General features: G+C 38.2%; 19 protein-coding genes. 2 read left to right on the forward strand and 17 right to left on the reverse strand.

All coding sequences use genetic code 11. The features are described from left to right. Nucleotides 1–8: 8 nt before the first annotated feature. The 13 genes from ACZ5N5_RS19990 to ACZ5N5_RS20050 all read right to left on the reverse strand — a co-directional run bounded on the left by ACZ5N5_RS19990 (nt 9) and on the right by ACZ5N5_RS20050 (nt 13,801). The gene (locus tag ACZ5N5_RS19990; RefSeq protein WP_464367843.1) at nt 9–1,475 is read right to left on the reverse strand and encodes a gluconokinase; all 1,467 of its coding nucleotides are present in this window, start codon (nt 1,473–1,475) and stop codon (nt 9–11) included. A 72-nt stretch (nt 1,476–1,547) separates the two neighbouring features. Beyond that, entirely contained in the window at nt 1,548–2,366 is an 819-nt protein-coding gene (gene larE / locus ACZ5N5_RS19995) for an ATP-dependent sacrificial sulfur transferase LarE (protein WP_464367842.1), read from the reverse strand. 21 nt (nt 2,367–2,387) lie between these two features. Continuing rightward, a complete protein-coding gene (locus ACZ5N5_RS20000) occupies nt 2,388–3,158 on the reverse strand; it encodes a glucose 1-dehydrogenase (RefSeq protein ID WP_109983717.1) in 771 nt (256 codons plus the stop codon). Between the two features lie 12 nt (nt 3,159–3,170). Continuing rightward, complete coding sequence (locus ACZ5N5_RS20005) at nt 3,171–4,439, reverse strand: nickel pincer cofactor-dependent isomerase, group 22 (protein WP_109983718.1); 1,269 nt, start codon at nt 4,437–4,439, stop codon at nt 3,171–3,173. 21 nt (nt 4,440–4,460) lie between these two features. Beyond that, nucleotides 4,461–5,384 (reverse strand): AEC family transporter, encoded by a 924-nt coding sequence (locus tag ACZ5N5_RS20010; protein WP_277679611.1) that lies wholly within the window; start codon nt 5,382–5,384, stop codon nt 4,461–4,463. 260 nt (nt 5,385–5,644) lie between these two features. Then, nucleotides 5,645–6,721 (reverse strand): Gfo/Idh/MocA family protein, encoded by a 1,077-nt coding sequence (locus tag ACZ5N5_RS20015; RefSeq protein WP_464372995.1) that lies wholly within the window; start codon nt 6,719–6,721, stop codon nt 5,645–5,647. A 64-nt stretch (nt 6,722–6,785) separates the two neighbouring features. Then, nucleotides 6,786–7,631 (reverse strand): sugar phosphate isomerase/epimerase family protein, encoded by an 846-nt coding sequence (locus ACZ5N5_RS20020; RefSeq protein ID WP_464372996.1) that lies wholly within the window; start codon nt 7,629–7,631, stop codon nt 6,786–6,788. Continuing rightward, nucleotides 7,628–8,638 carry a Gfo/Idh/MocA family protein gene (locus ACZ5N5_RS20025; RefSeq protein WP_464372997.1) on the reverse strand — a complete coding sequence of 337 codons (1,011 nt, stop codon included), beginning with the start codon at nt 8,636–8,638 and terminating at the stop codon, nt 7,628–7,630. Before ACZ5N5_RS20025 ends, ACZ5N5_RS20020 begins: the two co-directional genes overlap by 4 nt. Before the next feature lie 8 nt (nt 8,639–8,646). Then, nucleotides 8,647–9,792 (reverse strand): Gfo/Idh/MocA family protein, encoded by a 1,146-nt coding sequence (locus tag ACZ5N5_RS20030; protein ID WP_109983723.1) that lies wholly within the window; start codon nt 9,790–9,792, stop codon nt 8,647–8,649. Nucleotides 9,793–9,797: 5 nt separating this feature from the next. After that, a complete protein-coding gene (locus ACZ5N5_RS20035; protein ID WP_109983724.1) occupies nt 9,798–10,643 on the reverse strand; it encodes an AraC family transcriptional regulator in 846 nt (281 codons plus the stop codon). 329 nt (nt 10,644–10,972) lie between these two features. Beyond that, nucleotides 10,973–12,253 (reverse strand): TRAP transporter large permease, encoded by a 1,281-nt coding sequence (locus tag ACZ5N5_RS20040; protein WP_109983725.1) that lies wholly within the window; start codon nt 12,251–12,253, stop codon nt 10,973–10,975. Between the two features lie 5 nt (nt 12,254–12,258). Continuing rightward, nucleotides 12,259–12,759 carry a TRAP transporter small permease gene (locus ACZ5N5_RS20045; protein WP_054859744.1) on the reverse strand — a complete coding sequence of 167 codons (501 nt, stop codon included), beginning with the start codon at nt 12,757–12,759 and terminating at the stop codon, nt 12,259–12,261. Nucleotides 12,760–12,787: 28 nt separating this feature from the next. Further along, entirely contained in the window at nt 12,788–13,801 is a 1,014-nt protein-coding gene (locus tag ACZ5N5_RS20050) for a TRAP transporter substrate-binding protein (protein ID WP_464372998.1), read from the reverse strand. Between the two features lie 323 nt (nt 13,802–14,124). On the opposite strand from ACZ5N5_RS20050, the gene ACZ5N5_RS20055 reads away from it, so the two are divergent. Together ACZ5N5_RS20055 and ACZ5N5_RS20060 are read left to right on the forward strand one after the other, a co-directional pair. Beyond that, the gene (locus ACZ5N5_RS20055) at nt 14,125–15,312 is read left to right on the forward strand and encodes an ROK family protein (RefSeq protein ID WP_245902268.1); all 1,188 of its coding nucleotides are present in this window, start codon (nt 14,125–14,127) and stop codon (nt 15,310–15,312) included. A 67-nt stretch (nt 15,313–15,379) separates the two neighbouring features. Then, a complete protein-coding gene (locus tag ACZ5N5_RS20060; RefSeq protein ID WP_054787175.1) occupies nt 15,380–16,108 on the forward strand; it encodes a GTP pyrophosphokinase in 729 nt (242 codons plus the stop codon). 173 nt (nt 16,109–16,281) lie between these two features. Here ACZ5N5_RS20060 and ACZ5N5_RS20065 read toward each other — a convergent pair whose 3' ends face one another. The 4 genes from ACZ5N5_RS20065 to ACZ5N5_RS20080 all read right to left on the reverse strand — a co-directional run bounded on the left by ACZ5N5_RS20065 (nt 16,282) and on the right by ACZ5N5_RS20080 (nt 21,108). Then, nucleotides 16,282–17,199 carry an aldo/keto reductase gene (locus ACZ5N5_RS20065; protein ID WP_054859742.1) on the reverse strand — a complete coding sequence of 306 codons (918 nt, stop codon included), beginning with the start codon at nt 17,197–17,199 and terminating at the stop codon, nt 16,282–16,284. A 71-nt stretch (nt 17,200–17,270) separates the two neighbouring features. Beyond that, a complete protein-coding gene (locus ACZ5N5_RS20070) occupies nt 17,271–18,359 on the reverse strand; it encodes an ABC transporter ATP-binding protein (RefSeq protein ID WP_277678331.1) in 1,089 nt (362 codons plus the stop codon). Then, nucleotides 18,356–20,059, reverse strand: a complete 1,704-nt coding sequence (locus ACZ5N5_RS20075; protein WP_464372999.1) for an ABC transporter permease — start codon at nt 20,057–20,059, stop codon at nt 18,356–18,358. Before ACZ5N5_RS20075 ends, ACZ5N5_RS20070 begins: the two co-directional genes overlap by 4 nt. A 41-nt stretch (nt 20,060–20,100) precedes the next feature. Beyond that, nucleotides 20,101–21,108 (reverse strand): extracellular solute-binding protein, encoded by a 1,008-nt coding sequence (locus ACZ5N5_RS20080; RefSeq protein ID WP_054787174.1) that lies wholly within the window; start codon nt 21,106–21,108, stop codon nt 20,101–20,103. Nucleotides 21,109–21,114: the final 6 nt, after the last annotated feature.

The raw sequence follows: 21,114 nt of genomic DNA on the forward strand, positions 1-21,114 counted from the left end.
ACCTATTTTTATTCGAAGTATTTTTGTATATCCTTTGCTAACAGCTGATAACGGATAAAGACCTTCTGATATTGCTGATGATTACTCTTATTCGGCTGTACAACTTGGTTAATGGGGATGTTTTGTTTAATCGCTTCAAACGAATCTACTTTTCCAATAGCAACAAGCGCTGTCCACCCTGCTCCCCATGCTGCACCATGATGAGTATCTGCTAGCTGAATTTCTTTTCCAAAGACATCTGCTAGAATTTGCACCCACAATGGAGACTTGGAAAGCCCACCATTTACAGAGATGCTAGTTGGTGATCCTGCAATTTCTTCTAATGATTGACTAATTTGATATAGATTAAAGACAATACCTTCTAAAACTGCTCTCACTAGGTGTGGTCTTTTATGTGTTACACTAAGCCCAAAAAAGTTACCACGCGCATTTTGATTCCAGACTGGTGCACGCTCCCCATTTATATATGGAATAAATAATAGTCCATCGGCACCAATGCCGATATTGTCCGCATCTTTTAAAAATTCTTCATGGGTTCCTTTATATTCTAGCATATCTTTTAACCATTGAAGGGCAATTCCACCATTATTTGTTGGTCCACCGATAATAGACGTATTCTCTGTAAAAGCATAGCTAAAGGTTTCTTGATTGTCATTTACATGCTGACCTGAAATAAGCTGACGAATAGCTCCACTTGTTCCAACAGAAATCGCAACCTCCCCAGGTTTTATTGCACCATTTCCAAGGTTGGCTAATTGGCCATCAGCAGCCCCAATCACAAGCTTTACATCTATTGGCCAGTCTAATTCCTGTGCAATACTTTCCTTTATACTACTAATTATTTCAGTAGGAGGAACAATTTCTGATAACTGGTCACGTTCTACTCCGGCAATTTTTAGCGCTTCTTCGTCCCAATCTAATGATTGTATATTCATTAATCCGGTTGCAGATGCCATCGAATAATCCGTTATTCTTTTGCCAAACCATTTGAAAAGAATGTATTCTTTCATGGACATAAAATAACTTGCTTGTTTGTATGGGGAGTAATCCGTTTCCTTCATCCACATTAACTTCAGTAATGGTGACATAGGATGGATAGGTGTTCCTGTTTTTGTGTATACACGCTTCTTCGTCGCTGGATCCATTCTTTGCACAAGCTCACTGCTGCGGCCATCTGACCAGATCAGCATATTGGACAGTGCCATTCCTTTTTCATCGACACAAATCAAGGAATGCATAGCACAAGAGATCCCAATCGTTATAACACGATTCTTTTTGGTTAAGGAGAAGATTTCTGCTAGAACATTTTTGGTGCTTTTTTCTATTTGATCAGGGTTTTGCTCCACATAAGCTATTTCCGGGTAAATTGTTTCAATAAACTGTTCCGACTCCGCCAATACCTTCCCTTCTAGATCAAAAGCAATGGCTTTAACACTAGTTGTACCTATATCTAAACCAATGACAACTTCCTGCATAAGACTCTCCTCCGTTATTTTTAGTGAAACCAAAAGCTTTGGACATACTTCCAAAGCTTTCCCCAATTTCTATTATGAACGATTAACATGGGATAAGGTGGTATTCATACTACCACTTTTATAACCTACTAGGTCCATTGTTACAAATTTATAACCATAGCTTTGCAGTTTTTCAGTAACACGCTGATGATTTGCTAGTAGTTTTTGCATATCTTGGGGTTCAACCTCAATCCGAGCGATATCATTATGTGTACGAACACGAACCTGTCGCAAACCGAGTGTTTTTAAAAAGGCTTCTGATTTATCCACCTTCGTTAATTTCGCCTGGGTGATTTTTTCTCCATAAGCGATTCTCGATGAAAGACAAGCAAACGATGGCTTATCCCACGTTGGTAGCCCCATTTCCTTTGATAGCTGACGAATTTCTTCCTTAAAAAGATTGGCCTCTTGTAAGGGACCACGAACCCCTTGTTCCTTCGCTGCACGCATTCCTGGACGATACTCACTTACATCATCTGCAATCACACCATAAATTATATTTTGGTATTTTTTTTGTTGCATAATAGGAACTAGATGATCAAATAAGCTATTTTTGCAAAAATAACATCTATTTTTATCATTTTCTGTATAGCCTGGTATCGCCAATTCACTTGTTTGGATAATTTGATGATTAGCTCCTATTAAAGCTGCAAGACTTTTTGCTTCTTCTAGTTCACTAGTTGGATATGTCTCTGAATCCGCAGTAACTGCTAAGACATTGTCCACACCAAGTGTATCGACAGCAGTCTTTAATAAAAAGGTACTGTCCACACCTCCTGAAAATGCGACTACTACTCTTTTCATTTCTTGGAGAATAGATGTCAACGCTTGGTATTTTGATTCGATTTCCATACTATCTCTCCTCCCCAAAAATTAAATAGTCATACTGCCAAATCCACCATCCACTCGTAAAAAGGTCCCTGTCACAAATCCACTTGCTTTATCAGATGCTAAATATACAGCAGCTCCTTGAAGCTCTTCAGGTTCGCCAAAACGATTCATCGGGGTATGGTTCATAATGGATTGAACTCTTTCTTCACTTAATATTTTACGGTTTTGTTCTGCTGGAAAGAACCCAGGAATAATAGCATTCACTCGAATATCGTGTGGTGCAAATTCGCGTGCTAAAAATTGTGTCACACTATTCATCGCAGCCTTCGAAGCAGAATAAGTAAACACTTTGGATAATGGTGTAGTGGAGGATACAGAAGAAATATTAATAATACTACCCCCACGTTTTTGTTCCATCATTTTTTTAGCAAAAATTTGAGTTGCAAATACGACTCCTCTTAAATTGACATCCATAATCTTATCCCATTCTTCTGTTGCTAGATCTAGAAATGGTGTTGTACTATTCATACCAGGTGCGTTGAGGAGAATGTCCCAGCCACCTGTCCATGCCTCAATTTCTGTGGCAACATTTTCTACGGTTGCTAAATCACTTACATCCGCTTGAAAGGCCTTTGCCTCCCCACCATTAGCATTTATTTTTTGGGCGACCTCCTCTGAAGTCTCCCTATTTCGACCGACTATTGCGAGCTTTGCTCCATGCTCAGCCAGCCCTTCGGCAATCGAGCTACCTAGTGTACTATTTCCCCCAAGTGCTACAGCAACTTTCCCTGTTAAATCGAATAATCTACTCATGCTCCTACTCCTTTATAAGAAATTTCCGTCTTTATCAAAAGCTAATTCATAAAGATCCGTTATTTTTTCTAGGTTCTCATGTGCTTCCACATCTGATAGCATATTTTCTGATACTTCAATTTCACCAATCTCCAGCGTATTCTTAATTCGAACTACCCTGGCTTTTGTAAAATTCAGAATATTACATGTTTTGATCGCTGCTTGGATAGCAGTTTTATCAGATGGCATGGCCGTTGAGATATGAGTTGGACCAACTACTGTTGATGTTAGGCCATTAGCATAGGTAGTTTCCCGATCCATCTTATCGACAAGCTTTTGGGTGGTGAAGTCTGCTGTACCAACCCCATTGGCATTTCCTTCTGTCTGTTTCGTTAAATCTAGCACAACCATTTTGGTCACCTCTGGCCCGCCATAAGCATAAGGAGTCGGATAACGCCCTGTAATATTTGGGTCCATGCCATCCCCACTAATGTTCTTACCGATTTCATCAATGACTAACACATCGATTTGATCGAAGAAAAGCTTTGGTAAGGACGCCTTAGCAAGCCTCTGTAAATCTGGTTCCTTTTCTTCGATTTCTTCAGGTAATAAAACCTCTAGTTTTGCTACCTTATCAAATGCATTTTCGACTGTGGCCACTGCAAATAGGATCGGCATTTTATCGATAATAATTTTAGCCATAGCTGGCACATGCTCAGCCATATGCTTAAAGCCTAATTGGTGACAAGCCTCTGCACCCTTTTGTTTGCCGAGCCCTATACTGATCATTTTCATAATTCCACTTTCAACAGGACCACGAAATGCCGTATGCGGTTTCACTCGATTAATGACGACAATACCATCAGCTTCTGAAGCGATTTTATCGACATAGATTGGTAGACCATTTTCTAGTTCATCAATTTTGATCACTTCCATGGAGGAACGAATCTCAGCACCTACTATTTCTTCTTTTACACCTAAATGCTCTAAAACCGCTTTTTGCCCAGGTCCGGTAGCGCCGCCATGACTCCCCATGCATGGAACGATAAATGGCTTTGCGCCATGCTTTTTTAAAAAGTCGATCGTAGTTTTGGTCATTTCTACTAGACGATCTAAACCACGACTACCTACTGCAACCGCAATTTCCATTCCTGGCTTGACCTGTTGTGCTAATTGCTTTTGATCAAATTGTTCTAATAAGACATTGCTCAGGTTATCAATCTTTTTATCATCAAAGGACTGTTTTACCTTGACCATTTTAGGAATCGGAATATCTTGTACAAGCTCATGTAATATACTCAACCTAATCACTCCTTATCAATTTTAAAATAGAACACGAGAAAGGTATATAATCACTGTAACAGTAAGCATACTGGCAACCGTTGAGAATAAAACCGTCTGTGCGGCAAAATCTGGATGACTTTTGTATTCCTCTGCAATCACAGCACTATTAACAGATGTAGGCATTGCGGATGCAATAAATAATGCTTGTGCCATCACTCCTTCTAAGCGGAATACAGTGATAATCATAAGAGCAACGATAGGTCCACCTATTAATCTAATAAAAACACTAACATAGACAGAGATTAATCCTTTTTTAAATTCCATCTTGGCTACCTGTGCCCCTAACGTAAGTAAAGCGATTGCAATCATAGCATCTGCTATGTAATTGGCAGATACCCAGATCGGTTCGGGAATAGCTACATTCCATGCATTTAATAGTACACCTGAAAGCATTGCATAAAGGACGGGCATTTTAAAATAACCAAGTGCTGCTTTTAATTTTCCTTCTTTTGCTGCCCTTAACGAAAAGATCCCATAGGAAAAAAGAAAGATATTTTGTAATGTCAGCATAATCACTTGGATCGACATCGCGAATGGATCACTACGAAAAACAAGATCATTAACAGGTACTCCGTAGTTACCAGAATTAAAGAACATAACACTATTAGCAAATGTCGTCTTCTTTCCACCTGTTATATTCATCACCTTAGCTACAATGAGAGCAACAAAGTTTAGTAATACAACGAGCAGGATAAAAAACAAGAGAACCTTGATAAACAATGCTAATCCAAATGTTGCACTATACAGCTTCACAAATATAAATCCAGGTACAAGAAAATAAATGTTAAGCTTCGCCAATGTGGAAAGATCTAATTTGAATTTCAAATGCAAATAAAAGCCTATCGCCATTAGGATAAAAACAGGGAGAATGATGTCTTTAAAAATCACGAAAAATTGCTCCATGTAATTCCTCCCCTTCTTCTAGCTAACAAAATAACAACGTTGTTATACTTATATTATCACATATTCTTATAAATGGAAACTCAAACTTTCGCTTAAGGTTTTCCGATAATTCCGCCACTATCTATAGTGTTTCCGCCACTTCTAAGAGTTTTCTCGCCACTTTTTCTTTTTTCCCGCCATTTATCCTTGTTATTCTACGATGGACCTTCACAACAAAAGCTGTTTTCCAGACTTTCTCTGAAAAACAGCTTTTGTATCTATTATTTTGTCACATCGATCGCTTTCTCTTGTGCTTGTAGACATAGTTCCGCTGCTTTGAAGGCATGCTTTTGCGTCATTGCATTTTCGGTACGATTGATACAATCCTTAATTAGCTCACCAAAGAATGGATAGCCCACTTTTCCAGTTACATCGAAATGCTGCTCACCATCCTTATTAACAAGGTACACCTGATTACCGCCAGTGTCACGAGCCAAATCTACGTATTTCCGTACCTCGATCGTTCCTTCCGTCCCAACGATAAATGTTCGACCATCTCCCCAAGTGCTTAATCCATCCGAAGTGAACCAATCGACACGGAAGAATTGAGTTGCCCCATTATTTCCTCTTAATGTGGCATCACCATAATCCTCAAGCCCTGGATACTCAGGATGGTCGTAATTGCCAATTTTACTATGTAACACCTCCCCATCCTCACAGCCTGCATAAAATAGGAATTGCTCTATTTGGTGACTACCAATATCACAAAGGATCCCACCATATTTTGCTTTCTCAAAAAACCAATCAGGTCTGCTCGGTGCATTTAAACGATGTGGGCCAAAGCCTGTTACTTGAATAACCTTACCGATAGCCCCTTGTTTGACAAGCTCTCCTGCAAAGACGGCACTTTCCACATGAATACGTTCACTATAATACACCATATATTTCTGTCCTGTTTCTTCCACAACTTTCTTCGTTTCTTCCAATTGAGCTAGTGTCGTAAAAGGACCTTTATCTGTAAAATAATCCTTTCCTGCACGCATGACACGATTTCCTAATGTGCTTCGTTCTGATGGAATTGCAGCAGCAGTAACTAGCTTTACTTCTTCATCTTCTAAGATTTGATCAAGAGAATCTGCTTTTTTTGCCTGTGGGAATTTTTCTATAAAATGAGCTACCTTATCGTCATCAGGATCATATACCCATTTTAATGTTGCGCCTGCTTCTACTAGACCATTGCATTGACCAAAAATATGGCCATGGTCTAAGGCAACAGCGGCAAAAACAAATTCTCCCTCCTTGACCACTGGATTTGGTTTCCCCTTCGGAGCATAGTTCATCCCATCCGCTTTACTCATTTGTACACTCTCCTTCTACTGATTCTTTATCTACCATTGTAAGTGTTTTCACTGAATTTTACTATTAAAACCAATCGGCATAACCCATTTTTCGTAGATTCTCTGCTGAATCATGTAAACAATCAAACGGGTCCCGTCCATAGGTATCATCTTGTTCAATAAGAAAATGCTCTGCACCCGCTTCTAGACTTGCTTCGATAATGGCTGGCATGTTCAGATTTCCTTCACCAACCTCTGCGAATTCTATTAGATTGATAAATTTATTATGAAATTTGCTTCGGTCCTGTAAATCTTCTGCTGTCAAACCTAAATTTCCGATCCGATAATCCTTTAAATGAATAAGAGCAACACGTCCTTTATACTCCCGTATAAGCTGAACAGGATCTACGCCAGCTCGATGAATCCAATGAACATCCAACTCAAAACCTAATAAAGACGTATTTTCCTTCATGATATCGAGCAAAAACTTTCCGTCATAGCGCTCAAACTCGATATGATGGGTATGATAATAGAGAGAGATTCCCTCTGAATGAAGCCTCTGTGCCATTTTCTCAGCACGAGAGATATAATCCATTATTTTATCCTTATCTCCCATAATCGTTACAGGAAGCATTCCAATACGAATAAACTGACAATCTAGTTTTTTACAATCGGCAACAATCTTTTCAAAATTATCTTCTAGGTTTTCGTTATCTCCATCAAGAGGGGCTGTTATAGACGTAATGGTTATCGAAAAATCCTTACTTGCTCTTCTCATTTCCTCTACATTTTCTGGTGTCATCGGTATTTGAGATACCTCTACAGAATGAAAGCCAAGCTCGTGGAGCTTTTTCATTGTTTGATAGGCTCCGTTCTCAGCCACCTTGCCTTTTAACATCATCATTTGAACACCGATTTTCCCTTTTTTCATTGGAATACCTCCATTGTAATAGGTTTTTTCGCTTCTGATGAATTACGAATTAATTGAATCATTTCCATCGAAACGAAAGCATCTCTAACATGTATGTAATCACATGTACCGCCAAGAATTTCCTGATAAAAATGGGCAATTAATTTGGCATGACTAGCTCCATAATAAAACTTAGAGCCAGGTAGCTTTGTGTCTTCTGTCACCCTTTTTTTCTGCCCATCTTCTGTCGTGATGGTTAGTATACTATCTTTTATCGTTAATATAGCCTTTTCTAACATTACTTGAAATTCAATCGATGAATTTTGTGCATTGGAAACAGTGGCAAAGAATAACCCTGTAGCACCATTGTTAAATTTTATATAGGCAGTAGCTGTGTCTTCAATATCATATTCATAATCTAATAGTTGATCAATGGAACCGCGAATGGATTCGATCTCCCCGCCAACTAACTGTATTAAATCTAACGTATGGATCGCTTGATTAATCATTACACCACCACCAGCTGTTTTAAGAAAACCGCGCCATGGTTTGGCATCATAATAAGCCTTAGGCCGATGCCATGTCACCAGTCCTTTTAATCCAATGATTTGCCCATATTTTTTACTCGAAACCATTTGTTGTAATGCTTTTACCGTTTCGTTTAAACGATTTTGTAGACAGACACCAATTTTGATATTTGGATGATTTTCTTCCAGTTCAACGATAGCTCTGGCATCCTGGATGGAGTGGGCTAATGGCTTTTCTAACAAAACATGCACACCAGCTTCTACAGCTGTTTTTGTAGCCAAATAATGAAGGTGATGTGGTAAGCAAATGTGAACACAGTCTAATGGTTGTTCTGTTAGCATTTTAGCGAAATCCGAATAAAACGGTATTCCATCAAACCTTTCCTTCTGTGATAGATCTAAATCACAAACGGCAGCTAACCGAGCATCCTCCATTGCTTGGATAGACTTTAAATGAATAGAAGAGATATCCCCAAGTCCGATTATCCCTACATTAAGCATAGGTGCACCTACTTTCTCTCTGCTTCGCGTCGTTTCGTTAATTCCTCTAAGTATAGATCCTCATCAATTGGTATACTTACTTCCTGATTTAACCAGCTTGACAAGTGCATGGCGTTTGCTAGCTCTACACCATGAATTCCATCACTACCAGGAGCGATTAGTGGCGTTCCATCTAAAATGTTTGCGGCAAAGTTTTCTAATACAGCTTGGTGCTGTCCACCCCACATACTGTCAAACTCGATCATTTCTTCCTCATAAATTGCTCCAGGGCCGTCTCCACGTAATATCTCGGAAACCTCATGCATCGACATCGTAGCACTCATTTCACTTTCTGGTTTCAAAAGTCGCTTAATGTTTACTTTTTTACTATTATCTACGACGATTTTCCCCTTGTCCCCAAGGATTTCTAATCGATCAGTGCCCATGACATCATGTGTACATGTAATAAATACACCGGTTGCGCCATTACCATAATCAAAAATGGTCGTCACATCATCCTCCACTGGTATATCACGCTGGAATCCATACTGAGCTTTTGTATACACTTTTTTTGGCATGCCACAAATCCACTGGATTAAGTCAATTTGGTGTGGGGCTTGATTAACGAGAACTCCGCCACCTTCGCCATCCCATGTTGCTCGCCAAGTTCCTTGATCATAATAGCCCTGTGGACGCCACCATGTGGTAATGATCCAATTTGTCCGTCGAATCTTGCCAATCTCTCCATTATCGATAATTTCTTTTACTTTTTGATACAATTTGTTTGTTCGCTGGTTAAACATGATTGCATAGGTTAAATGTGGCTTCTGCTTCGCAAATTCATTGATTTCTCTTACCTGTTTTGTATACACACCTGCTGGTTTTTCTAATAATGCATGGATATCACGCTTTAATGCTTCTATCCCCATCTCTGGGTGTAAATAGTGTGGGACACAGGTTACGATAGCATTGACATTTTTACTTTCTAACATGTCCAAATAATTTTCATAAAATGGGGTTTCAGGGTAGCGCTCCTCTGCCAGCTTCCTCTTCTGTGGATCATGGTCACAAATAGCCCCAAGCTCCATATTGGAGATTTTACCTTCTTGAAGAAAGTTTGCGTACGCATTACCTTGCTGTCCTAGACCGATAACACCTAATTTTACCTTTGCCATTTGACTCACTCCTTAAAGATTTTTAATCGTTCCATTCGATACGTTTTTGCAGTGATGCCCATCTGTTTCTTAAAAAATCGACTTAGATGTGAAACGCTTTCAAATCCACTCTCATCAGCAATTTGCTGTAATGTCTTTCTTTCTTCTACTTCTAATAGGTATTGAACTTGCTTCAGTCGACATGCCATCACATATTCCATCACGGTAAAACCCGTCATTTCCTTAAATACGTGCGAGACATATGATTTACTAAGGTTTAGCTGTGTGGCGATTTTATCAATCGAGAGCTTTTCGTGAAAATGCTGTTGGATATATGTTGCAATCCTTTCTGCCTGCCATGTTTTATCCAATTTCTTTGATATCACTTTAATGGACGATGTATTCCCAAGCCGATTGACGATGATCAGCACCTGTACAAGCAATGCCTTCAGTTCCCACTCTTGCTCTTGTTTAGACATAGGCTCATGATTAATTTCACTCATTTGTTTAATCAGTCCAGCTAATTTATTCACTTCTTGCTTGTTTGTTGTCCTTATTAAGCAATGCCCAAGCTTGTGAAAAACGTCTAATAAACTAGAAGCATTTAAGGATGAAAGTAATGTTTCGATGGAATGTGGTGCAAAATGAACATGGCTTCGTATGTACTCACTGTTTATCGGTACATTCGGTTTATGTAGTGCCAATCCGTCCATTAATAAAATATCGCCTGGCTGTAAATCGTATATCTGATTATGGATCAAATAACGACAGGTTCCTTTATGAAATAAATATATTTCATATTCAATATGGGAATGGGCCTTAATTTTGCCAGCTTCTCCTTCTAATCGATAGTTCACTTTAAAGTTTTTCAATGAACATCACCTAACCTATTATACTTTTGATTCTATTGTATACGATTAGATAAAAAAATAACTACTATTGCTTTATTTTTCCGTTTTTTTGACTGAGAGTGCTCTTATGATGAACATGGCTACAAAAAAGTAATTAAAGTAAGCAAAAAAACGAACGATCCTTTAAAATCGTTCGTTTTATTTGCCTTTTAAAACGAGTTTCCATCACCGCTTTGTCAAAATACTTCACTTTCCCGCAGGAGTCTGCGTATTTTGACAACAATATCTTTATCATTCGTCTTTCTAGTATGTTTTTTTCTTTATGATCTATCGATAAAGTTTTTCTTGTATTAAGGTTCAAAGATCGATGGCAAGTATAGTGAAATCTCAGGTACATAAGCGACAAGTAAGACCACGACAATCATTGCCGCATAAAATGGGATCATTCCCTTGGATGCTTTTTCGATAGGAATTTTTCCGATTGCCGATCCTACAAACAGCACAGAGCCAACTGGAGGTGTCACTAAACCTACTGCTAAACAGATGATAAGCAGAACTCCGAAATGGATAGGATCAATACCTACAGTTGTTGCCACTGGAAGTAGGATAGGTGTTGTAATTAAAATCAATGGTGCCATATCCATTACCATACCTAATAAAAGTAAGATAATCACTATAAACAGAACGGTGATGGCATCATTTGGAGAGATACCGATTAAGAAATCAGATACCATTGCTGGCACCTGAAGTAATGCTAATAACCAGCCAAATGCAGAAGAGGCAGCAATAAGAAACATAACCATTGAAAGTGTTTTAAACGTTCGGTATAGGATAACCCCCATTCTTGCTAACGGTATTTCCCGATAGACAAAGAATGTAATAATGAATGCGTATAATACTCCGATAGCGGAAGATTCCGTAGCAGTGAAGAACCCACTAAGAATTCCTCCCATAATAATAACAACCGTTAATAAGCCTAGTAAACCTTCCCACATAATACGAGGGATCTCCTTACGATCAATGACTTCTCCTTTTGGATAGTTTCGTTTAACTGCGATGACATAAGTTAAAACCATCAAGGCAATCCCAAGAAGTAATCCTGGACCAAGTCCTCCCATAAATAGGGCTCCGACAGAAACACCACCTGCTGCCGTTGAATAGATAATCATATTATGACTTGGTGGGATTAATACACCTTGTGCAGCACTAGAAATCGTGACAGATACCGAATAATCAGAATCATAACCATTTTTCTTCATCATCGGTATTAAAACAGAACCGAGAGAGGAGGTATCTGCTAATGCTGATCCAGAAATACCACCAAAGAAAGTACTTGCCAATACATTCACCATAGCAAGACCGCCTCTAATTTTTCCAATGATAACATTCGCAAAATTGATCAATCGACGAGAAATTCCTCCTTCATTCATAATCTCACCAGCTAATATAAAAAATGGAATAGCTAATAAAGAAAAGGAATTCACGCCACTTACCATACGTTGTAAAATAGCGGCTAAATCTATATCCATATACATTCCTGTTATTAAGGAAGACAAGATCAGCGTAAGTGCTATTGGGACTCTACATAATAATAAAATAATAAAGCTTCCTATTAATATAGCGACTTCCATCCTTCTTACACCTCACTTATCTCTTCTGTTAAATCTTGGTGTAGCCCTTTAGTAAATAACAATTCCACGCCATATAATGTAAGGAAAAAGCCGGACACAGGTATACTTGCATATAGGAAACTACTCGGTAATCCTGTACCAGGCATCGTGGACGCTCCCATTAGAACAACAAACTGATAGCCATAATAGATCATCATGATCCCAAAGCCAATAATTAATATCTTCGAAAAATAATCAAATAGATGCTGAATCGACTTAGGTAGCTTATTGATAACAAGACCTAGGGCTATATGCAATCTTGCCTTTACACCATAAGCAATTCCTAAAAAGCTAATCCATACTAACAGTAATCGAGAAAGTTCCTCAGACCAAGATGGAGTGTAATCGAAAAATTGCCGAGAAAAGACTTGAATAATAATGACAATCGCCATAGATCCAAGCATTGTTAGAACAATTCCAATTAGCATCTTGTTTAGTAGAGAAACGATTTTTTTAAAAAGATTCATAAAATCTTCCTCCTTCTAGCTAACAAAACTATTTCGTTAGCTTCTCAATCCAATCTCCATATTGCGATTCATATTCATCGTAAACTGGCTGAACTGCCTCTCTCCATACTGCGATATCTTCTATTTCTGTTAATTCACTTCCTGCTTCCTCTACAGCTTGCTTGGACTCTTCCACTAATTCAGTCCACGCCTCTCGTTGGACAGCTACCGATTCTTTTGCAGCTTCCTTGAAGGCTTGTTTATCCTCTTCACTTAAGCTATCCCACAACTTTTGAGAGCCAATAACAATCTCTGGTGTTCCAGAATAACCATTAACCGTATAATATTTAGCTACCTCATAGTGGTTACTCGTGTAATAGCTTGGGAAGTTATTTTCCGCTCCATCAATGACTCCTGTTTGTAATGAAGAGTAAACTTCCTCATAGGCCATTGGTGTGGCAGATGCTCCTAATGCCTCTACAACAGAAATTGCTAAATCAGATTGTTGAACACGTAATTTTAATCCTTCTAGATCCTCTGGCTTCTCAATCGGACGTTTCGAGTTATAAAAAGCTCGTTCACCAGAGTCATAGTAAGCTAACCCAACTAAGCTCGTACCTTCAAATGTTTGAAGTAGTTCTTCTCCAATGTCTCCATTTAATTTCTCCCATTTCTCCTCTTCACTCTCAAATAGAAATGGCATGGATAGAACACCAATCTTATCATTAAACTGTGTTAGGGGTGTGGCATTTACCCGAGCGAGATCGATGGAACCTAATTGTACCTGCTCGATAACACTCACTTCATCCCCTAGCTGTCCACCAGCGTATACGTCAATTTTATAACGACCATCTGTTTTTTCCTCTACTAATCTTGCAAATTCTTTATCTCCAACAGTTGTTGGGTAATCCTCTGGTTGATTTTCAGCAAGCTTTAATGTAATAGTTTCCCCACTACTATCGCCACTACTTCCTTCCTTGTTATCAGATGAATTACTACAGGATGCTAATAACATGATAGCGCTTACCATAACAATAAACATAAGAAATATCTTTCTCTTCATGTTGTCCTCTCCAATCTGTTAAAATTAACTAACTCCCACATTAGTTTATTGGGTAAATTAATTAGTTGAGATCATTATAAATGAAAACGTTTTATATTTCAATATTTTTTTAAGATTACCTTATTTCCTTTGTTTTTTCTATATTAACGAATCGGTTAAGCTCATCATTTTAATTCTATTAAATCTATCTAGTAAACAAATTATCATCTTTCTTGTGAATTTATAGCCAGTTTTACATTGATTTGTTATAATTCCATTTAATATAAGTTTACATCTATAATTTATCCGTTAAACAAATAACTATTTGAAAAAGGGGGAGAATCGTGATAGGAGATGGAACCTATATAAAAAAAATGAATCGTGATCTGATCCTGCAGGAAATATTTACTCAGAAAAAAATCTCAAGAGCGAATCTATCAAAGAAGACAGGCTTAAATAAAGCAACTATATCTAGTCAGGTTGGAGATTTAATCAAGGACCATTTTATCTTTGAGACACAGGAAAAACATAGTGGTTTAGGTAGAAGACCTATTTTACTATCTATCAATGAAGAAAGTGCGTATTTTTTAGGGATCGATTTAGATTATGAAAACATTCTATTTAATGTGATGAATCTTAAAGGAGATACAGTCCTTTTTGAGAAAGTCGATTTATTTTCCGATATTTATGAGGAGATAGTTGAGCTTTTAGCAAATAAAATTTCCCAATATAAAACAATTTTCGCTGATTCAACCTATGGTTTAGCACAAGTAACGATTGGTATTCATGGAACTGTTTCTACAGATGAAACGATTTATTTTATTCCAAAATATCAATGGCGAGAGAAGGATTTAAAGAAGGATCTGATGGCTAGAGGTATAAAAAACGTCTATATAGAAAATAATGCAAACCTTTCTGCTTATGCTGAAAAAGTTTTTTACTACCATCAAAGCAATCATTTATTAAATATTACATTATCTACAGGAATTGGTGCTGGAATTATTATTAATGGAAATTTACAAAAGGGATACAATGGACATGCCGGCGAAATCGGGCATATGATTGTTTATCCGAAAGGAAGGCCTTGTCGTTGCGGCAATGAGGGCTGCTGGGAGCGATATGCCTCTGAACCAGCACTGTTGAACCGTGCAAAGCATGTCCTTCCAGTGAACATTTCATCCCATGCAGATTTGGAGAAATTAGTCGATAATCGAGATAAAGACGCGATAAAAGTAATCAACGATTGGTTAGCAGATGTAAGTATTGGTTTAAATAATATTATTAATATTTATAATCCTGAAATGATTGTCTTAAACAGTCCTATTTTAAATTTCTATCCACATGCGTTAGAAGAACTAGATAAACATTTGGTTTCTTCTGTATCGAATTACCATAAGATAGCCGTTTCTGAGCTTGGTGGAAAAGCTGGTGTTGTAGGTGCATGTGCCATAGGTATTCAGCGATTTATGGGACTACCTCAGCTCTCTTTATTAGGAACCAACAATATAACCGTAAATGAAGCTAACCTTTGACTTTCATTCACATGCTAGTAATAATAGTAATAGATACCAGTCATTTGAGAGGAGTTCTACTAACTAAATGGATACACCCCTAGATTACAGCAATATCAAAAAGCTAAAAGTTGAATTAACTCGTTTTATGATGGCATATAAATTTGCACTAGAAGAGGTTAATACGAAAATTAATATACTTCAGCAGGAATTTCAGTATATGCATGATTACAATCCAATTGAACATGTCAAATCACGGGTGAAATCACCCGAAAGTATTATGAAAAAGGTACAAAAGAAAGACCTACCATTTGATCTTGCTACGATTAGAGAACATATTCATGACATTGCAGGAATTCGTATTAATTGCTCTTTTGTATCCGACATATATCGTATTGCTGATATGCTTGAACAGCAAAAGGATATTACCGTTATTCAGAAGAAGGATTATATTAAAAATCCTAAGCCTAATGGCTATAAAAGCCTGCACTTAATTATCCAAATACCTATTTTTATGTCAGATAGAGTGGAAAATGTGTTTACAGAAATTCAAATTAGAACGATTGCGATGGATTTTTGGGCAAGTCTAGAACACAAAATTTATTATAAATATAATAAGGTCATTCCAGAACCCTTACAGAAGGAATTGAAGGATGCAGCTCTATCTGCTAATGAGTTAGACGAGAAGATGGAGCGAATTCATAAGGAAGTCAACAAAATAAAAGCAGCTGACACTCTTGACCAACATAGGGATGACGATCAGGTCGTATTTCCACCTGAGATACTATCCATTATTGCAGAAACAAAAGATCATTAAAAACATTAGAAAAACTCGCATTCGCTCCTCCTTAATCGAATGTGTTAGCTTTTCTTATCCTTTGAATTTTCGCTTCGTCGCATTATTTCTGCAGAAATTTTATACTTTCCAAAGGTATAAAGAAAAACCTATGATTACTTCCATAACATAGGTTTTTCTCATTTAGACTGCTTTTATGGTAGACGATTGCCTGCTGTTCGATACAACTCATACCATTCTTCTCGCGTTAACGAGACATCGGAGGCTTTCGCAATTTCCTTCAATCTTTCTGTGTTCATAGTACCGACGATTGGTTGCATATGAGCAGGATGTCGCAATATCCATGCAATAGCAATCGTTGTTTTCGATACACCTTTTGCTTCACCTATTTCTGCTAACTTTTTGTTTAATTCGGGAAATTGATCATTGTCCACGAAAACTCCACCAAAGAAACCATGCTGGAATGGTGACCATGGCTGTATCGTCATATCATGAAGACGGCTGTAATCTAAAATAGCACCATCACGAACAATGGCTGGATCATCTTCCATATTAACGTTAAGTCCTGCATCTATCATTGGTGTAAACATTAAGCTTAATTGGAGCTGATTCGCAATTAAGTCCTGTTCTACATATTTTTTCAACAATTCAATTTGCATGGGATTATGGTTACTCACACCGAAATGGCGCACCTTCCCGCTTTGCTTCAATTCATGAAATGCCTCTGCAACCTCTTCTGGTTCTACTAATGCATCTGGGCGATGGAGTAATAAAACATCTATGTAATCTGTTTTTAATCTTTTTAAGCTACCATCGACAGAGCTTATAATATGTTCCTTAGAAAAATCAAAAAATCCTTTTCGAATGCCACATTTTGTTTGAATAACGATTTTTTCACGCGTTTGTGGATTCATTTGAATCGCATCTGCAAATATTTCCTCCGACTTTCCACCACCATATATATCTGCATGATCAAAGAAATCAATACCTAGATCCAGTGCATTCTCAATAACACGACTTGCTTCCTGTATCGAAAGCTGATCGATCCGCATACAGCCTAATGAGATTTCACTAGCATGCAAACCACTTTTTCCTAATTCTATTTTTTTCATCTCTGATCCTCTCCTCTCCACAAGGTAGCATTAGTTTATCATACCCTAACTTTGAAAGCGATTAATTAGCTCTAATAGACGTAATGCATATGTGTTGGAGTACTACTTAATAAAACCTCCTGCTTTATCTCTAGAAAAACCTGCTCACCTAAATCGAATGGATCCCCTAGACCTGTTTGAATCTGCCACTCCTCCCCTAAAACCTGCACATTGTAATGCATTTCTTTTCCTTGAAATTGTATCGATGTAATCACTGCTGGAACAGCTTGATTGGAGGACTGCTCCTTAGTTAGGATCAGCTGTTCTGGACGAATCGGATAGTAACCTAATTGCTTCATATCTGGCTCTATTCCAATATCTGGCCACTGAATACTTGGGATCAAATCTGGTGTAAAACGATCCTTCGTCCACTTCCCTTTCATTAAGTTTGCCTTCCCTACGAATTTCGCAACAAATGGCGTCCTAGGATGATGATAAATCTCTGTAGGTGTATCAATTTGTTCTATTTGTCCATTATTCATAACGATGATTCGATCTGCCATTGCTAATGCCTCACTCTGGTCATGCGTAACGTATAGAATGGTTGCATTCGTCAATCGATGCAATGATTGAATTTCACTTCTCATCTCCATTCTGAGCTCTGCATCTAAATTACTTAAGGGCTCATCCATTAGTAGCAGTTCAGGCTTTGGAGCAATGGCTCTTGCTAAAGCGACACGCTGTTTCTGACCACCAGATAATTCACTTGGCATCCTGGTACGGAAGGATTCTAATTCCACTATTTTCAGCACGTCCTCCATGCGTTTCTTCTGATTTTGCTTTATTTCCTCTGATACAAATCGATGATGCTGTAAAGGAAATCGAATATGTTCTGCCACATTTAAATGTGGCCATAGAGCAAAGGACTGAAAAACCATTCCAATATTCCTTTTTTCAGGTGGTAAGGTTTTCGTTGGATTGCCAACCTCCTGATCCCCAATGGTAATCGTTCCTTCTGTTGGTGATAAAAATCCTGCCAATAGCCGTAGTAGCGTTGTTTTTCCACAGCCAGATGGTCCAAGAATTGCAATGAATTCACCCTTCTCTATAGAAAAATCTATGTGACGTAATGCTTCAAAGCTAGAAAATCTTTTACTTAGCCTTTGCACCTTTATAGTCATCTTGCTCGAGCCACCTTTCGATTCCATAAGAATTGTGTGATATACAATAGAAAAAAGCCGAGTAATATGAAAATAATGATCAGACTAGAAAATGCCGTCGAATAAGTAGTATAGCCAGCCTGTTCAAATCCAAAAATGACAACACCTATTGTTTCTGAATTACTAGACCAAAGAAGAGAGGAAACCGTTAATTCAGTTAAAGCTGTCAAAAAAACTAGAAAAGCACCACTTAATATACTTGGTAACAATAATGGTAATAAGATCTTCCTCCATTTCACCCAACTGTTAGAACCACTAACAATCGCTGCCTCTTCCATCGTATAATCAACCTGTAACACTGCCGTAATGCTCCCTCTTACTTGTAAAATGAGGAATCTTGTAAAATAGGCAATAAATAAGATAAGCACAGATCCATAGATTCCAGGATTCCAGCCAGGGATTGGCTCCATCCAAGCAAAAATCATGGATAATGCCATTACCGTTCCAGGCAATGCATATGGTAGGCTTATCGCGATTTCCGATAATTGATTCCACCTATTTGGTTTACGCACACGGAAATAGGCAAACATTGTTCCAATCATTACACCGATAATCGTGATGACGACAGCTAGCTGAACACTATTGCCAATCGCTCTTTTCGCTTTTGGACTCGTTTCTAGTACAAATTGATAGTTTTTCAGGCTGATATGATCCCAAGTAAAATCTACCCCATAAGCAGGAAGTAAAGAGGTCATCCCCATCGCCAAAAGTGGAACTAAGCTAGTCAGTAGTAAAAAACTCCATAATATGATTTCAACGATGACCTTTGATTTTCTTAAAAAAAATCTAGCCTTCTCATCCTCTACCGTTGTTTCGATTCGCTTTGATTTTCTGAGTAAAAGCCATTGCAGGAACGTCCCCATTAAGGCAATTACACCTAACAAAACGGATAGTGTGGAAGCACGTTCAAAAGCAGTGGGACCAAAACCGACAACCTGTTGATAAATATAGGTGCTGAGCACATCAATTTTTGCTGGAATTCCTAGAAAAGCTGGAATTCCGAAATTATCTAAATTGGCTAGAAACGCTAGAAAACCACCACTTGCTATCCCAGGTAATGCTAGTGGTAAGGTCACTCGTCGAAAGGTTTGCCAGCTACTGGCACCCGACACGCGCGATGCATGTTCTACTTCACGTGGTATTTTTCGAAAAACACTAATGGAAAGTAAATAAACGAGTGGATAATGAGAAAATCCAAGTACAAAAATGATGCCACCCATACTATATAAATTAACCGATCCTAATGAAAAGGGAAAAAGTTCTGCTAACTTTTCGTATAAACCATTTGCTCCGAAAAATTGTGTCCATGCCAATGTCGTAATATAAGAGGGTATAACAAAGGGCAAAATGATAAATAGTTGCATTAGTCGCTTTCCCCGAATATCGGTATATGCTACAAGCCAAGCAAAAACAATGCCTAGCGTTACAGAAATAGTAGTAGATCCGAGCACAATGAGAATCGTATCTCCCATAACTGACCATGTCTTACTATCCTGTAAAATCGTCGTATAATTCGCAAGGCTAAAGGATCCATCAACCTGAATGCTTAAGGCTATTAATCGATAAATTGGAAGTAAGAAAATAATTGCAATCATAACTAAAGCTAGACCCATTAAAATTTTTTGCCAGGTAAAGAGAGAAGATAATGCACGTTTTGGCATTATCCCCCTGTTTTCTTTTGTGGAAATTTGCATGTTTTCACCTATTCTCCAAAGAGTTGATTAAATCTTTGCTTGTCTTCCTCTCGTGCTTTAAATAATTCTTTAGTATCCGCTTCTAAGACTTTCATTTCCTCAATCGTTTTTAGACCTTTAGGTGCTTCTACACCTTCCCGAATCGGCGTGTAGCCTATTTCTGATGCAAGCTCTTGTCCTTCTTCTGATAAAACAAAATCGACAAATGCCTTAGCGGCAGCTTCATTTTGTGTATCTTTCATAATTCCAATCGGCTCCGTGATGACTGGTACTCCTTCTTCCGGATAGACGAGTGTCACGGGAGAACCTTCTGCTTCAGCACGTGCCACGACAAAATCGACAACCATACCATAGTCCACCTCTCCTGCAGCAACAGCTTTTAAAACGGCGCCATTACCTTGGGTGATTGTCGGATTACCTGCTTGTATAGCTTCGTAAAATTCCCATCCAAATCCATCAGTGCGTGTGAAAACTCCTAGATTGTAAGCAGCTGCTCCGGAATATAATGGGCTTGGCATCGCTACATTACCACTTTGTTCTGTTAAAACATTCCATGATGCTGGGGGCTCCTTTACATTATCGGTATTCACTACCATTGCCGTCGACATAACCTTCGTGCCTGCATACATATGATCTGGATCGACGAATGGCTCCGGAATGGATTCCATTTCAGGGGATTCATATGCTTTTAGCATCTTTTGTTCCTTTAAGCTTTCAAATGTTACCGAATCTGCAACTAAGAGAACGTCTGCTTGCACTTCTCCCGCTTGTTTTTCAGCTTGCACCTTACTCATCACTTCTTCTGTTCCAGATCGATAGATAGAGACATTTACATCCGGATATTTTTCGTTAAATGCTTGAACTAATTGTTCTGCATCCACATCTGGTTGAGAGGTATAAAAGGATAATTCTCCTGAAACATCTGAGCTTCCCTTCCCAGAAGTTTCGGAGGTAGAACATGCTGCTAAAACGGTGATAAGACCAATGAATAAAATCATATTTTTCCAACGAAACATAACATA

This window comes from Gracilibacillus sp. JCM 18966, from assembly GCF_055392695.1.